Origin of the sequence: Propionigenium maris DSM 9537 (assembly GCF_027925155.1) — a bacterium.
Lineage (GTDB): Bacteria > Fusobacteriota > Fusobacteriia > Fusobacteriales > Fusobacteriaceae > Propionigenium > Propionigenium maris.
This window is the reverse complement of record NZ_BSDY01000026.1, coordinates 22,206-35,989: the sequence shown is the minus strand read 5'-3', so window position 1 is coordinate 35,989 and position 13,784 is coordinate 22,206. Positions and strand designations below refer to the sequence as shown.

The window sequence follows — 13,784 nt, the reverse complement described above, 5'->3', positions numbered from 1 at the left end:
TATTGGTTGCGAATTGATTAAAAAATCATTTCGTCTTTCTGACTTATCTTCTCTATTTAATTGCTAATGTCCTTTGACTCGTTCGCTTCGGTTTCCCTCGCGGACAAGAAGTATAATATCACTATTACAGCCTCCCGTCAACACTTTTTTTAAAAAAAATAAAAAGTGGGAGAATTCTCTCCCGCTTTCTTAGAGAGTAATACTCTCTTCATCTAACTTTTCTCCTCCCGCTTCAAATACCTCTATCTTAATCTGCCTTGTTTTTTTAGGGATTTCATTAAGCTTTAACTTCAGCTCCTTTGTATTTTCCCTTATTACCTTAGGATAGGGCTGGTCGATTTCCTTCAATACTTTATCTCCTGAGCTAAAGGTCACCCTTACTACAGGATCTATTGTAGCATTTCCGGTATTTACAATATCTCCCAGTATAAACTTTTCTCCCTCTATATCCTCTACTCTCAGCTTCTTCAATTCACTCCTATGCTCTATCTCCCCCTTATTTCCATATACTGAAACTGCAATTGTATGAAGAATTTGAAGTCCTACAGAAGGGGGGGCTTCGCCTACACCTTCCCCTTCTTCAGTTGAATAGACCTTGTTTTCCATCTGTTCAAAAATGAGGAGAGTCCTGTATTCCCCATCCTCCATCTGCTCAAAACCTTCTGGCGCTCTCACTGCAAACCTTATAGCTTTTTTCTCAGATGGTTTTAGATATACTATCTTGGGATACACTATCGTCCACTCACCCATATACAACTTTTCATCTTTTTGATTATCCGGCCTCTTGGGGTAGATCTTAATTTTTACAAGCTTCTTAGAGTTGTTCTTTAAATGAAACTGCCTGGTTAAGGGTTTATTTAAGTCCAGTATCTGTATAGGAGGGGCTACCTCAAAGGATGCCCATCCCACATAGTAAATGATAGTGCTCAACATAAGTATATATATCTTTCTCATCTTCGCCCTCCTTACTCTCTATTCATAGGAAAAACTCTTTATTTCAAAGTTAAATCCCTCATAGTAGTCTCCATACTTTCCTGCTCTGACCTCTACCTCTTTACTTGTCTCCTTGAATTCCACTCTGTCCTCACCATTGTAGATGACCTCCACTGAATATCTACCAGGCAGAACTCTCTCTAACATATAGTAGCCTTCAGGCTCAATCTTCTGCTTCTTCACGACTCTTCCGCTCTCATCCTTCAGTACAATCGTAAGCTTGTTAAGAATGGAAAATTTTTCAACATCTCCCACTGTATTATCTGGGAAGATTATATCTCCCATTATTATAGATATTGGCTGGAGAGGAATGTCCATCTTTCCACCTCTTGCTGGATAAAGTCTTACATACTTTTTCTCATTTCCGGCTTCCAGAAGAGGGTCTATAGTTGTAACATCTACCTCAATCTTTTCATCTTCATAGCTGGAGATATCATCTATAAAGTAATTTCCATCACTATCACTTGTTCCCTCTCTCCTTCCTACATTAACAATAACTCCCTCTAATGGAATATCCTCGCTGTCCATCTCTTTGTCTCCGTCATAATCCAGGAAAACCTTTCCCTCCATCCATGAGTTATCTGGAGATGGATTGCTGTTCTTAACAAATGGTTTTTCTAAGATGATAGTCTTTTCAGCATCTATACCAAATTTTGTGTCGGTTCCAAACTCATCTCTGGTAACCTCTCCAAGAATATCAAGCCAATTTGTAAGTTTGTAGGAAACTTCTAGGCTAAATTCATACTCCTCAGTATCTGTCTCAACTTCAAAGGAAACATCAAACTTCTTACTTCCCCTCTTAGATACCAAGAGAGAATAAAGAGCGTTCTCTCCGGGATCCTCAGCATCCACAGTTGCACTTAATACAATGTTAATTGGAATCTTAAAGATCTCAAACTTTCCATTGGAGTAACTGTAGTTTAAAACAGTTGTTTCATCGTCCCCTGAAATGGGATACTGCACTCCAAAGGTATGACTTGTCTCTGGATACCTTAAAAATAAATTACCCCCTATATTTTTAATATCATCTGAAGGCTCATCCCTTTGACTATAAAAAACATTATAGGTTAGGTTCCTGGAGAACTCTCCCCTCCAGTCTGCCAGATAACTCCTCTCTGCACCTGTTACCCGTGTATTTACCTCGCTATACTCATAAACCTCCAGAGAGAGCGTGTTTGTATTTATCTTCTGTCTGATTATTCCAATGTGGGTGTTATCTCCCTCATTGGTGTCGTAGAGGTTGGCAAACTCAAAGTAGGTGGGATATTTTTTTGCCACTGTTGTATAATAGAAAGCTGCCTCCACCAGATTATTGTTAACAGTCTCTACCTCATCATCATCATCATCATTTAAGTCTATTGCAAATATATCGGTTTCATCGGATATCCTTGATAATACATCCATATATCCCACAGCAAATGTCAACCTGTCTGTTATACCATAACCTGCCTTTACATTATACTGAAGATCATCGTCTGCATCGTCATCTGGATCCTTACCTATTGCTCCCAGATACTCAAACTGCCCCTTCTTTAGGATATTTCTGTTGGAGAGTAACCTCAACTCTCGGGTCTCTATGGTTCCGTCGAAATTAAATATCTTAATGGTATATGAATCTTCATACCCCTCTATCCTTACATCGTTAAATTCATATTGTCCGTTTTCACCTACAGTCTGAAACCTCAAAAGAGTACCATTTTGGTAGAGTTCAACTGTACTTCTATATGGTGCAAACCCCTTTATAGTTGTAGCACCTATCTCTAAGTTACTTGAACCAAACCACGGCTGGATAGCCCCACCTCTTATGCTCGATGTATTTAAAAAGTCATAGGTTCTTATAAAGCTGTCTCCTGCAACAATACTTTTATTTTCAAGGACTTCATTGTAAGTGAGGCTGATACTTCCCAGGTCACTGTCAGGTCTGAAAAAGTAAGTGGATGAAAAGTCACCATATAACAGATGGGTGTCGTAACGAAGGGATACACTCTCATCCCCTGAACCCAGATCTGTATCTGTATATCTAGGTCTTATAACACCAGGGGTAAATAGCTTTCTCTCATTCCTGTAAAGCTGATCCTCTGCTACCTCATCTTCTTCTCTGGATTCTATATTTCCCCTTCTCTCCTCGCTTTCCAGGTAAACCTCCACAGGAGTTTTAAAGACAGTCTCAATCTTTAGGGTATATTTTTCAGTATCCCACTCTATTTTTTTAGTGGGAAATACCTTTCCTAGATCACTCCCCTTAACAAAAACTTCATTTTCTCTGGTTATATAGGTTGTATCCTCAAAGGAAAACTCCTTCCTCTCCTCTCCCATCCTTCCAGATATCTTCTTATTTGTGATATCCAGCTCCATTGCCCTTGCATCAACCAGTACCATTAGATTTTTAAGACCTACATAGGGCTCCTGCTCCTTAAAATCCATATAGACAGGAAAAAATGTATGTTCTACAATCTTATTTATCTCTATTCCTATGAAGCCCTCCTCATACTCACCCTTAAATTCAGCTGAGAGTAAAAGGGTTCCGGTAATCAAAAATAAAATCAATATACCTCTCAGTTTCATTTCATCACCCCTACCACTCCAACATATTTTCATATATTAAACTCTGCTCCATACACTTTTTTTACCGAAAGAATCGCCTCTCTCCTGTTATCTGATTATAAATAGTTAACAAAAAATAAAGGTATTAATCTTTTTTATTAATACCTTTATTTTTAAATCCTACTTATAACTGACTGAAATGGGAATCCTCTGATTTATCCTTCCTGCCCTATTTCCGCTGCTCAAATTTAATTTACAGTCCAGACTAAATCTTCCCCTGCCGTTGCTGGAAAGGGTTATAATTCTTTCCCTTGCATTCATTACCAGTTCTCCCGCATCGGTCTCAGCCCTCTCTGGGTAGTAGATCCTGACCTCTTCACCTGGTTCTCCCTCTACATAAACCCTTACATTTGTTAGCTTCACATACTTATCTCCCTTAACTACCTCGCCAAAGTTTAACCTGTTTACCTTAGTTATCTCCAGTGCATAGAGAGGGGCTGTAAATACCACCATAACTAATAGTATTATTTTCTTTATCATCCTTGACCTCCTCTCCTCAATATTTATTAATTGAGGCGGAAGTAATACCTCCGCCTCACCTAATAGTTAACCTAATACCTAAAGTTATTCCTATTCATAGTATGCAAATGCTTTAACTAATCCGTATGGGTGTCCTGCTTTTTCAAGTTTGAAGTACATATCCATCTCAATACTTACTTCGTCTGGACCTGTATGTGGTCCACCATTTGGTTCTAAATCTATTAATTTTGTAGTAGCTATAGTTGTTCCTTTTAAACCGTCACCAGTTTTAACATCTACGTTTCCTTGATACTCTATAGTAACTGCTTTCATCATATCAAATACTGGTCCGTAGAATGTAAAGTTAGCTCTAGCATCCTTTGTTCCTGATACTATAAACTCAACGTCACCAAACTCAAGCTTATCTCCTAGTACACCTTCACCATATAGGAAGTTAGTTTCAGCTTCAATCTTAATAGGTTTATGTACAGTTAATACTACAAGCATGTAATCCTTATCAGTCCATCCTCTACCTTTTTTTATAAATCTGTTAATTTGATCTGGATTCCTCTTAGCATCTGTAATATCTCTCCACTTTCCATTTCCTACAATTTCTCCAGCTACCTTAGCATTATTAAACTCTGGATAGTTGTCAGTATAAGTAAGAGAATAAGCAGTTGCTCCTAATGCTAGTAATGCAGCTACCAATAGTAATTTTTTCATCCTTTTTCCTCCTTTTACACTAAAAGTGATAGTGCAGTCGGCTGAAAGGGAAGTCGTGGCAACTCTTGTCTCGGCTCTCCTTTAACAGTCAGCTGTTAAACAAGATAAAAAATCTTCTTTTGCTTTAAAATCCTTACATTTTAGGACAACTCATATTACTCCAAACCTCAATGTTCTTAATTTCAAAACAACTATTAAATTCAAAAAAATCACATTATTTCAATTTAAGCTCTGTTTTAAAAGGATGAATATTTAAATTGGTTTATTCATTTTTTATTTTTAAATCTTATCTTATATTCCTAAATAGAATATAAGCCCCACAAAACCTTAGCTTTTATGAAGGAATATTTATATAACCTTATTCATTTTATTTTTTCAAGTAGGCTTTCCACTAAAACTTACGTATAATTTAGGTGTATAACTTCATGACCCAGGTGGTGAATTGATTATGAATTCTGGAATCTTTAATATAACAAAGGAATTATTTTATGATAAAGGTTATTCTAAAACAAAAATAAGTGATATTACCGGTAAACTAGGGATAGTCCCAGGAAACTTTTACAGGTATTATCACTCTAAGGAAGAAATTTTAAAGAAGATAGTAGTCTCTGAATCCCGCGACTACATCTCAAAGCTGCGAGAGGTCAATACCAAAGAAAATTTTCATGAAAAATTAAAGTTACTCCTTGAAGTTAATTTAAAACTCATCTTTGAAAAACCCCATTTTTTCAATCTCCTTCTAGAGGTAGGAAGCTCTGGCTATAAACTTGAGAAAGGTACCCTTAAAGCTGTCAATTCCATCTCTGATATTACGAGAAATTCCATAGAAGAAGTTTTGAGAAACTCAACTTTGGACCCCTTTACTAAAAAGACAGCTACCGAAATCATTATAAAGGATTTAAGGGTGTATCTAGAAAATCTCATCAAAGATTCCCAGGGAAATAATTGTCCAGAAAGAATTCTAACCCTTAACTATTCCGAGGAATTCAGCCACCTTTTTACCTTTATTAAAAGTATCTGCTATGGTCTCGGTATATCAAATAGTGTTTTTTCAAAGATCGACCCCATAACAAAAACCTATAGAAGAGAGCATTTTTTAGATATTTTGTCCAAATCCTATGATTTTTTAGGCTGCGCAGAAGATACTATGGAGCTTATCCACATGTCTATCGCTGGAATATCCCAGGAAGAAGAGAACTTCTTCAGTCAGAGTATCTTAAAGGATATAGGTGCCTTCCTAAAAAATGCCTTTAGAAAAAATGATAAAGTAGGACGGATAGGGTACAGTACATTTCTTATCTTCTTCACCGACTACAACTCCTCCCTCTATAAACATATTATTGATAGGTTTCTTCAGTTAGAGGAAATGTTAAAAAAGAAGTATAGTAAGGTAGAAAGAATTAAAGTAGAGTTCCACCATATTACTATAGGAGGAGGAGAAAACATTAACTTTAAAAACTTATTTTCCTCCAAGGATTCCTTTAAAGAGTACTGTAGAAAAAAGATTTAAACATTTAACTAAAAAAATCCCAGTCATTAAACTGACTGGGATCTTCTTTATGTTAAAATTTATCTATTTTTAAATTATCTCTATTAATGACTCTATTCCCTAAATTTATAACCTTATTAGGTAGCTCCTTCATCTTTAAGTCGAATTCAGAAGCTTTTAAGATATCTATTGTTGAATATTGAAAGTAACTTTCATTAAACATTGGAAACCTTTCATTCAGCCCTGCAATTATCTCCTTTATTCTTCCAGAAAAGTCTATGGATCCAAGCTTTAAACTCGAGGGAACAACTAAGATAAATTTATCCTGACATAACCTTCCCACCATATCCTCATCTCTAAATTTTTCCCTTATCAGATAAACAAAAGCTCTTAAAACACTTTCTCTAAGAAATAAGGTTACCGTTCCTTCCTCCTCTTTAGGCCACCTAAAAACCATAAAAGATATTGAAAACGGGGTTTCCTTTAAAAGGATCTTCCTTAGTTCCTTCTTTACATAAGCTGCTGTATAAGCCTTTGTTAGAGGGTCATATTTACTGCAGGTTCCTATAACATTTAAGGACTCACAACTACTGATAATCATTCCTGCTAATTTTTTAATCTCCTCCTCCAAATTCATAGAAATAACTCTCTCAGAGTTTAGATTTCCCTGTTGATCCATCAAGAGGTGCTTTAAATAGATCTTCAATTGATTTTCAAAAAGCCTCTCTACCAGATTAGAATCTACTTGATTCCTGGAAACTTCATTTATTCCGTTGACAAAAACACTCTTTGAATCCTTCCAAAGCACATCTACCCATTTGCAAGTTTTAAGTGAAATTTTTTCTCTTCTTCCTTCTATATCATAGATAAGCACAAAAAAATCAGGATTTTCCTTTAACAAGCTCAATATAATACGACAAAGCTGCTTTATCTTCCACTTCAAGTCAAAGTCAATTGCATTTAAAAGTCTCACTTCTCTTCTAAAAACCTCTAATTCCTGCTTAATAGCAGCTATTAGAACATCTTCCTTTGAGTTGAAAAACCTGTAAAAGCTTCCCACAGAGGAGCCTGACTTTTCTGCTATTTCACTTATCTTGGTTTTAAAGTACCCCTTCTTATAAAAAAGATTTCTAGAATTTAAAACAAAATCCTTTTCCATTTTGTTTCCTCCTGTCCAAACTCTCTTTTGTTCATTTCAACCTAAGAAAATCTCCTATATTTACTTTACCTGCCAAGTATTAAAAAACCTCCTGTATTTTTTTATTAAAAAAACAAAAAATAATTTATCCTAAATATTCACCGATAAAATAAAGCCTCTGAATTTAACCTGTTTTTTATCTTGTAATAATTATAACACCTCGGAAATGATAACTTTTCATTTAAAACCTAAAATATAAATGTAATTAATATTAATAAAAATCAATGAAGATAATATCACGTTGAGGAGGTGCAAAAATGTTGAGTCGTTTATTATGGGTGGTCAGTCTTTATATTATCTATAGCTTTAATATCCTTTCAATCGAACTTAATCCTGTTATCTTTAGATTCTCTCTGGAAAATCCAAAAACTCAGGAGTTAAGTGTAATCAACAGTAAGGATAAATCTGCTCGTTACAAGGTTTCCCTTCAAAGACCTGAAAACCAAAAAGATCCAGATCTTTATATGGGAGAGTGGGTAAGGTACTATCCCAAGATACTTTCAGTCCCCCCTAAGAGTACCCGTGTGGTAAGGTTTAGAGTCACTCCTCCCAAAGGTAAAACTTTAAAGGATGGAGAGTACCGAGCTTACCTAATCCTTGAAGAGCTCCCTAAAAAAGAAGACATGGTTACAGCTAAAGAGAACACAGAAAAAGAAGGTAACCAAATGGATTTAAAGCTGAATACAATGCTCAGGTACAGCCTCTCCCTCTATGGAGAAAAGGGAGAAATCAAGCCTCAGCTGGAGTTTGAAAAATTTAAGATTACTCAGGATAAGGAAAAACAAGATCGTATCCGGCTCAAGAGCAAAGTTACTAATAGAGGAAACACCTCTCAAAGAACAGCAGCATATATTACCTTTAAGAAAGCCAACGGAGAAAAAAGCAAAGAGCCAACAGAGGTAGTACTTCCCATCTGCATAAGAGAGAACACAGCTATAATTGATGTTCCAGTTGATAAGCCCGAGGAAGATATCCAGGCAGTAGATATATTAATTAGGTACTGGGCCCCTAACAAGATAGGGGATATTGTCATAGAACAAAAAAACGTCAGACTTTAATAAGGAGGAGGGTGTTTATGAAGTGTAGAGATGGCCCCTTTTAAATCAGGTTCCAAAATAATCTTTGTTACTTTTTAACGCTTTGTAATACCAATATTTCAATGAGGAGGAAGAATTATGAAAAAATTATTATTAGTTGCTGCACTTTTAACTCTCGGTAGTTTAGCTTTTGCAGAAGAAGAAATCGTTAAGCGTGACAAATGTCTTCCTGATACTATAGTTGAGGCTGAGATCGGTGTAGATGCTTGTGTTTACTATCCAATTGAGGCATGGGGTGTTTCAATGCTTAGATTTGGTCCTATAGAAGCTGGAAAAACTAAAGTAATCAGACCTAATCATCCAGATAGAGGTAGAATTTTCGTTAAAGGTCAAGTTGGAACAGATATTTTAGTTAAGTATCCAGATCATGTTGTGCTTGAAAACCTTCTAGATAAAGCTGAAACAATAAAGGTTTATCCAATCGTAGTTAGAGGAGACGCCGATGAAAAAGAAGTTCCTGACGGAGATACTGTAAGAATTGAAAATAATATCACCAAATATACTGGTGGAGAAATGCTAAGAATAGGTGGAGCAATTAAGGGTGATGAAACTAAAGGTGCTATGCCTGGTAGATATTATGGTGAATTTGTTATGAACTTCCAATATCAATAATCTCAAAATTAACCATAAAGTGCTCAGCTCTACTAGATTAACTTAATGTTATTAGGGAAGGGAATCACCCCTTCCCTAAATAATATTTAAAAAGGAGGATACAATGAAAAAGTTAGCTTGTCTATTCTTTGTTTTCATCAGTATAAACCTCTTTTCATTAGAAGTTACTAAAACAGATTCTCTGAACTTCGGAGCAATTTCCAAAGGCAAAAGGAGGATTCATCCTTCTGAAGGTGCACGTATATTCATAAAAGGAGTCCCAGGTAGAGTGGTCGAAGTGGTCTTCGAAGATGGAATGATACTTGAATCCAAAGGAAACAAAATAAAAATTGATAAAATTACCTTTGATAAAAAGGAGATCATCTTGGATAAAAGAGGAAAAGGAACCTTTAGAGTTGGTGGAGTGGCTTCCCTCATGGAAAAAGGAACGCCAGGAAATATAAACAAAAAGTTGTGGGTTGGTTTTAAATATAAAAAATGATTTACCTTTGAGGAGTTTAAAATTTTAGTTACATTTTTTAAAATATGTTGAGGGTGTGAGGTCTATGAAAAAGAGTCTATTTTTATTTTTCCTTTTAATCTGCACGCTTTTCTTTTTCAGAAATTCTGCAGCAGAGGAAGATTTAACGGTGGAAGAAAGTTTTATCTTTATAAGAGTAAACAATACATTCGGAGACCCATTCTTTAGAGTATATATGACAAGTGACGGAAAAAAAATATATATCCCCCTAAGGTCATTAATCGAGTTTACAGGAATCCAAACTTTAGAAGTTGATACAGCAGATAAAACTGTCTTAGGAAGCGTTGTTACCTTAGACAACTTTGATAATCTGACTGAAGAGAAGTTCCTTCGTTCCTATGCTGGAGCTAGATATATAGAAAGAGATGAGGATATCTTTGTAGATATTCAAAATCTCACATCTGTAATGAAGCTTAAAGATCTTTTCTGGGATGAAAATAGAAGCTACCTGGTTGTTGAACTAGACTATCTTCTTCCCTTCCAGGTAAAAGATATCAACGAACAAAAAAAATACAACCTTAATTCAAACTTAGAATCAGAAAAAGAAAAAGTCATCCAGCCTGAAAGAAAAATATTTTCTCCAGGAGTACTGAGATTAGAGTACTTCCTTAGTGATTTTGAAGATAGAGGAACCCAAAACTTCAGTGCACTATATAACAACCAGCTTCTCTATGGTGACTTCAGTATACAGAGCTCCTTTTATCCGGAGACAGAGCTGGATCTGATCACTCTAAAATATAGAGATAAACTTGATGGAAAGCTTATCCTGCTGGGAGACACCTCTTTAGAGAAAAATAATGCATTGAGTTTAAAAGAAAGTAACGTCAGAGGATTTAATATAATTAATGATGGTATCTATACCGAAGTGGATTCGAGAAAGGTCACTATTAAAGGTCCTGTAGTAAATGGTACCACCGTAGAGCTTTATCAGAGTGATATTCTTATAGGCCTTCAGGTGGTCACTACATCCAATGAATATTCCTTTGAAGATATAACTCTTTTCGGTTATTCCGATGATTTTGTACTAAAGTTCTATTACCCCAATGGAAGGATCGAAGAAAGAAGTATCAATACAATCAGCGACTATGATATTCAGGAAAAAGGAAAAAGTGATTATAGTATTCAGCTTGGTGAATTAGACAACTCCCTGGCAGGATCTGCTAAATACCTCTACGGTATTACAGACAACATCACCCTTGGTGCCAGGTACCTCAAAGCTAACTCCAAGGATATAGAAATAGATGACAATGAAGAAAGCAATGAATTTAATATTGCAGAAGGTATCCTTATTATGAGGTCTAGAGCCAAAAAGAATCCTACCCTCTACAAATTTAACTGGTTAGCTGACCTAGATGATACTGGTGAAGGTACCTTTAGGGCAAAAATCAATAAGCAACTCTGGTTTCTCGATACAGAACTTTTCTATGATGAATACAGTGATGAGGTCACTCTCGTAGAAGAAAGGGAGAGAAGGTATGGAGGTTTAATAAGCACAGGAGTAGGCCGTTTTTCCTACAACCTTGGATATGAGATGAGAGAGGACTTAGATGGAGACGAAAGAAGATATACCTTCGACACTAGGTACTTTCCCACTGATACTACAAGACTTCTCCTAAACAATACATATCGAGATCTGGAAAATGAAGAGGACGAGTTTAGAATAAGATTTTCCACTAGTTACTCAGGTTTTAAAAGTTTTAACATAAATCTACGTGCCAATGGAACTTACAGCGATGGGGAATGGGGAGATGAAGAATATTCCGTAGGTATCGCCAAAAAGTATAGAGAATTCAAAAAAAATGATTTAGATTACTCAGCTGAGGTTAAATATTCCAGTGAGGAGTGGCAGTTTACCCTCTACTTCAGTTATTATTTCACAGATTGGTTAAGTGTCCCAGCAAGATTTACTGAAGATGACCAAGAAGTTGGTGTAGCAGTAGAAAAAACATTTATCCTCTCAAGGTTATTCAAAGAAAGTGGAAACCCAGAGCCTGAAGAGGCCTGGTTAGAAGGATTTGTATTTAGAGATGACAATGGAAACAATACAAAAGACCCTGGTGAAGAGTATTTTGAAGGAATCGAAGTAATTGTAGGTCCTGAGAAAACTTTCACCGATAAAAACGGCTACTATTATATAGATGGTGTTGAAGGAAACTTTGTTCAGGAAGTAAAGCCTGGCTACCAAAGTGTAGACCCACTTCTAAGATTTACCCAGGAAAAATATAAGATAAGGCCTATACCAGCCACAGGTCATAGATTAGATATTCCTCTTGTTCCCATCTTTGCTATCATCGGGGACATAGAATTAGGCAATAGTGAATTTTCTGCTTCTAAGAGAGCAAGAATATTCCAGCAAACCAAGATATATGTAAAGAACGGTGATGAAATTATATCTTCAAATACAGCAGAGTCAGACGGTTTCTTCATTATAGAGGATATTATTCCAGGTAAATACACTGTAGAAGCCAAGTATCTTGGAGATGAAGATCTGTATATCGAAAAGAACTCCTATGACCTCCATATTCAAGCTGGTGAAACCGGAGAGTACTACGAAGGTTTTAACTTCAAAATTTTAGAAAATTTAGGTGAAAAGGTTGCTTCTGAAATATAACCTTCATCCTCTCTTAAGTTTTCCAATAATAGTGTTTAAGATTCATTCAACCCCTTTAGACCGGAATATCTCGGGAGGGTAAGAAATTATCCTCCCACCATAATATAAAATCTGGATAATAATAGCATTTATTTTATAAATTTGCTTCAATAAAGGAGCCACCCAACTCCTCAACATAGAGAGACCCTTTAGACCGGGGTGTCTCGGGAGGGTAAAAAATTACCCTCCCACCATAATATAAAATCTGGGTAATAATAACATTTATTTTATAAGTTTAATTCAATAAAGGAGCCACCCAACTCCTCAACATAGAGAGACCCTTTAGACCGGGGTGTCTCGGGAGGGTAAGAAATTACCCTCCCACCATAATGTAAAATTTAGGTAACAACAACATTTATTTTATAAGCTTAATTCAATTCAGGAGCCACCCAACTCCTCAACATAGAGATATCTTTTAGACCGGGATATCTCAGGAGGGCAAGAAATTGCCCTCCCACCCTATTGAGGTTTAATTAGGGTTTATATATAAAAAAGCATCATGACCTTGTGGTCATGATGCTTTTTATATATTTAAATATAGGTGCTAATATAAGCCGGGTTTTGTCATTGGTGATCATTTATCTAGACCTATAATCACTTATAGGCTCAAGCAACTTACCCTGAGAGCTGGACGGGCAATCCTTAACCTCTCCTACTACGTCTTGCTCCAGAGGGGGTTTACCAAGCTTTCTTAGTTTCCTAAGAAACTGGTGGTCTCTTACACCACCTTTTCACCCTTACCAATACATGACTGGCGGTCTATTTTCTGTGGCACTTTCCTTAAGGTTTCCCTCAGCAGCTGTTAGCTACCCTCATCGCCCTGCGGAGCCCGGACTTTCCTCTTGCTGCATCTCTGCAGCCAGCGATCAACTCTAGCACCTATTATTAAATTACTTCTTAAACTTAAATTTTTTCTTTCTCAGATAAAATACTCCTCCAAGGAAAACTATTAAAAATATAATCTTTCCTGTGTTATTTCCCTGTGCAGAAAAACTCTTCCTCTTTTCCTCATCTGCCTTCTTAGCCTTAAGCAATACTTCCTCTAAGCTTCCTAAAAGCTCCATAGAGTACTCCAGATTCTTCCCCTCATTTAGGATCTCCTCCAGATTATCAAGGATATTTTCTATATCCCCTCTATATTCCTCTATATCTATATCCTGAGTAAAGTTTAGACTTACCTTGAGGTTATCCTCATCTACCCTTTGAAGGTTTATTATAACACTTTTTTGAACTTCTTTCAATTGAAGAGTGTCCTCTCCCTTAAAATAGTTCACATAAAACTCTAAATCCGTAGCTTCAGAGACCTCCTCTACCTTCTTTTCTAACTTTGCTGTTTCCTCCTTATTTAGAGCTCCCAGCCTGTCATCTATCTGAGAAAAGGAGAGTACCCCCATATATATCGTTAAAAATAAAATTAATACCTTCTTCATCTTTATCTA

General features: G+C 36.2%; 11 protein-coding genes and 1 other RNA gene. 5 read left to right on the top strand and 7 right to left on the bottom strand.

Annotated elements, in window-relative coordinates; translation table 11 throughout:
* Nucleotides 1–189 precede the first annotated feature (189 nt).
* The 4 genes from QMG11_RS17105 to QMG11_RS17090 form a co-directional block, all read right to left on the bottom strand.
* Nucleotides 190–954 (bottom strand): fimbrial biogenesis chaperone, encoded by a 765-nt coding sequence (locus tag QMG11_RS17105; RefSeq protein WP_281837538.1) that lies wholly within the window; start codon nucleotides 952–954, stop codon nucleotides 190–192.
* Nucleotides 955–972: 18 nt separating this feature from the next.
* Complete coding sequence (locus tag QMG11_RS17100) at nucleotides 973–3,558, bottom strand: hypothetical protein (protein WP_281837537.1); 2,586 nt, start codon at nucleotides 3,556–3,558, stop codon at nucleotides 973–975.
* Nucleotides 3,559–3,717: 159 nt separating this feature from the next.
* A complete protein-coding gene (locus tag QMG11_RS17095) occupies nucleotides 3,718–4,077 on the bottom strand; it encodes a hypothetical protein (protein WP_281837536.1) in 360 nt (119 codons plus the stop codon).
* Between the two features lie 90 nt (nucleotides 4,078–4,167).
* Entirely contained in the window at nucleotides 4,168–4,779 is a 612-nt protein-coding gene (locus QMG11_RS17090; RefSeq protein WP_281837535.1) for a hypothetical protein, read from the bottom strand.
* A 448-nt stretch (nucleotides 4,780–5,227) separates the two neighbouring features.
* Between QMG11_RS17090 and QMG11_RS17085 the strand changes: the two genes are divergently transcribed.
* A complete protein-coding gene (locus QMG11_RS17085; protein ID WP_281837534.1) occupies nucleotides 5,228–6,289 on the top strand; it encodes a TetR family transcriptional regulator in 1,062 nt (353 codons plus the stop codon).
* Between the two features lie 52 nt (nucleotides 6,290–6,341).
* Here the strand turns inward: QMG11_RS17085 and QMG11_RS17080 are convergent, their stop codons facing one another.
* Nucleotides 6,342–7,427, bottom strand: a complete 1,086-nt coding sequence (locus tag QMG11_RS17080; RefSeq protein ID WP_281837533.1) for a TetR/AcrR family transcriptional regulator — start codon at nucleotides 7,425–7,427, stop codon at nucleotides 6,342–6,344.
* 563 nt (nucleotides 7,428–7,990) lie between these two features.
* Here QMG11_RS17080 and QMG11_RS17075 point away from each other — a divergent pair.
* From QMG11_RS17075 to QMG11_RS17060, 4 genes are all read left to right on the top strand, one after another.
* Entirely contained in the window at nucleotides 7,991–8,524 is a 534-nt protein-coding gene (locus tag QMG11_RS17075) for a hypothetical protein (RefSeq protein ID WP_496435595.1), read from the top strand.
* Nucleotides 8,525–8,641: 117 nt separating this feature from the next.
* On the top strand, nucleotides 8,642–9,175 hold the full coding sequence (locus tag QMG11_RS17070; protein ID WP_281837531.1) for a hypothetical protein: 534 nt from the start codon (nucleotides 8,642–8,644) through the stop codon (nucleotides 9,173–9,175).
* 103 nt (nucleotides 9,176–9,278) lie between these two features.
* On the top strand, nucleotides 9,279–9,656 hold the full coding sequence (locus QMG11_RS17065) for a hypothetical protein (protein WP_281837530.1): 378 nt from the start codon (nucleotides 9,279–9,281) through the stop codon (nucleotides 9,654–9,656).
* A 64-nt stretch (nucleotides 9,657–9,720) separates the two neighbouring features.
* On the top strand, nucleotides 9,721–12,306 hold the full coding sequence (locus tag QMG11_RS17060) for a hypothetical protein (protein WP_281837529.1): 2,586 nt from the start codon (nucleotides 9,721–9,723) through the stop codon (nucleotides 12,304–12,306).
* A gap of 573 nt (nucleotides 12,307–12,879) precedes the next feature.
* On the opposite strand, the gene rnpB is transcribed toward QMG11_RS17060, so the two are convergent.
* Together rnpB and QMG11_RS17050 are read right to left on the bottom strand one after the other, a co-directional pair.
* Nucleotides 12,880–13,227: RNase P RNA component class A (gene rnpB, locus QMG11_RS17055), an RNA gene on the bottom strand.
* 8 nt (nucleotides 13,228–13,235) lie between these two features.
* Nucleotides 13,236–13,775 carry a hypothetical protein gene (locus tag QMG11_RS17050; RefSeq protein WP_281837528.1) on the bottom strand — a complete coding sequence of 180 codons (540 nt, stop codon included), beginning with the start codon at nucleotides 13,773–13,775 and terminating at the stop codon, nucleotides 13,236–13,238.
* Nucleotides 13,776–13,784: the final 9 nt, after the last annotated feature.

Coding starts and splice junctions, on each gene's coding strand:
- QMG11_RS17105 (WP_281837538.1), bottom strand. CDS start 954: ATGAGAAAGATATATATACTTATGTTGAGCACTATCATTTACTATGTG.
- QMG11_RS17100 (WP_281837537.1), bottom strand. CDS start 3,558: ATGAAACTGAGAGGTATATTGATTTTATTTTTGATTACCGGAACCCTT.
- QMG11_RS17095 (WP_281837536.1), bottom strand. CDS start 4,077: ATGATAAAGAAAATAATACTATTAGTTATGGTGGTATTTACAGCCCCT.
- QMG11_RS17090 (WP_281837535.1), bottom strand. CDS start 4,779: ATGAAAAAATTACTATTGGTAGCTGCATTACTAGCATTAGGAGCAACT.
- QMG11_RS17085 (WP_281837534.1), top strand. CDS start 5,228: ATGAATTCTGGAATCTTTAATATAACAAAGGAATTATTTTATGATAAA.
- QMG11_RS17080 (WP_281837533.1), bottom strand. CDS start 7,427: ATGGAAAAGGATTTTGTTTTAAATTCTAGAAATCTTTTTTATAAGAAG.
- QMG11_RS17070 (WP_281837531.1), top strand. CDS start 8,642: ATGAAAAAATTATTATTAGTTGCTGCACTTTTAACTCTCGGTAGTTTA.
- QMG11_RS17065 (WP_281837530.1), top strand. CDS start 9,279: ATGAAAAAGTTAGCTTGTCTATTCTTTGTTTTCATCAGTATAAACCTC.
- QMG11_RS17060 (WP_281837529.1), top strand. CDS start 9,721: ATGAAAAAGAGTCTATTTTTATTTTTCCTTTTAATCTGCACGCTTTTC.
- QMG11_RS17050 (WP_281837528.1), bottom strand. CDS start 13,775: ATGAAGAAGGTATTAATTTTATTTTTAACGATATATATGGGGGTACTC.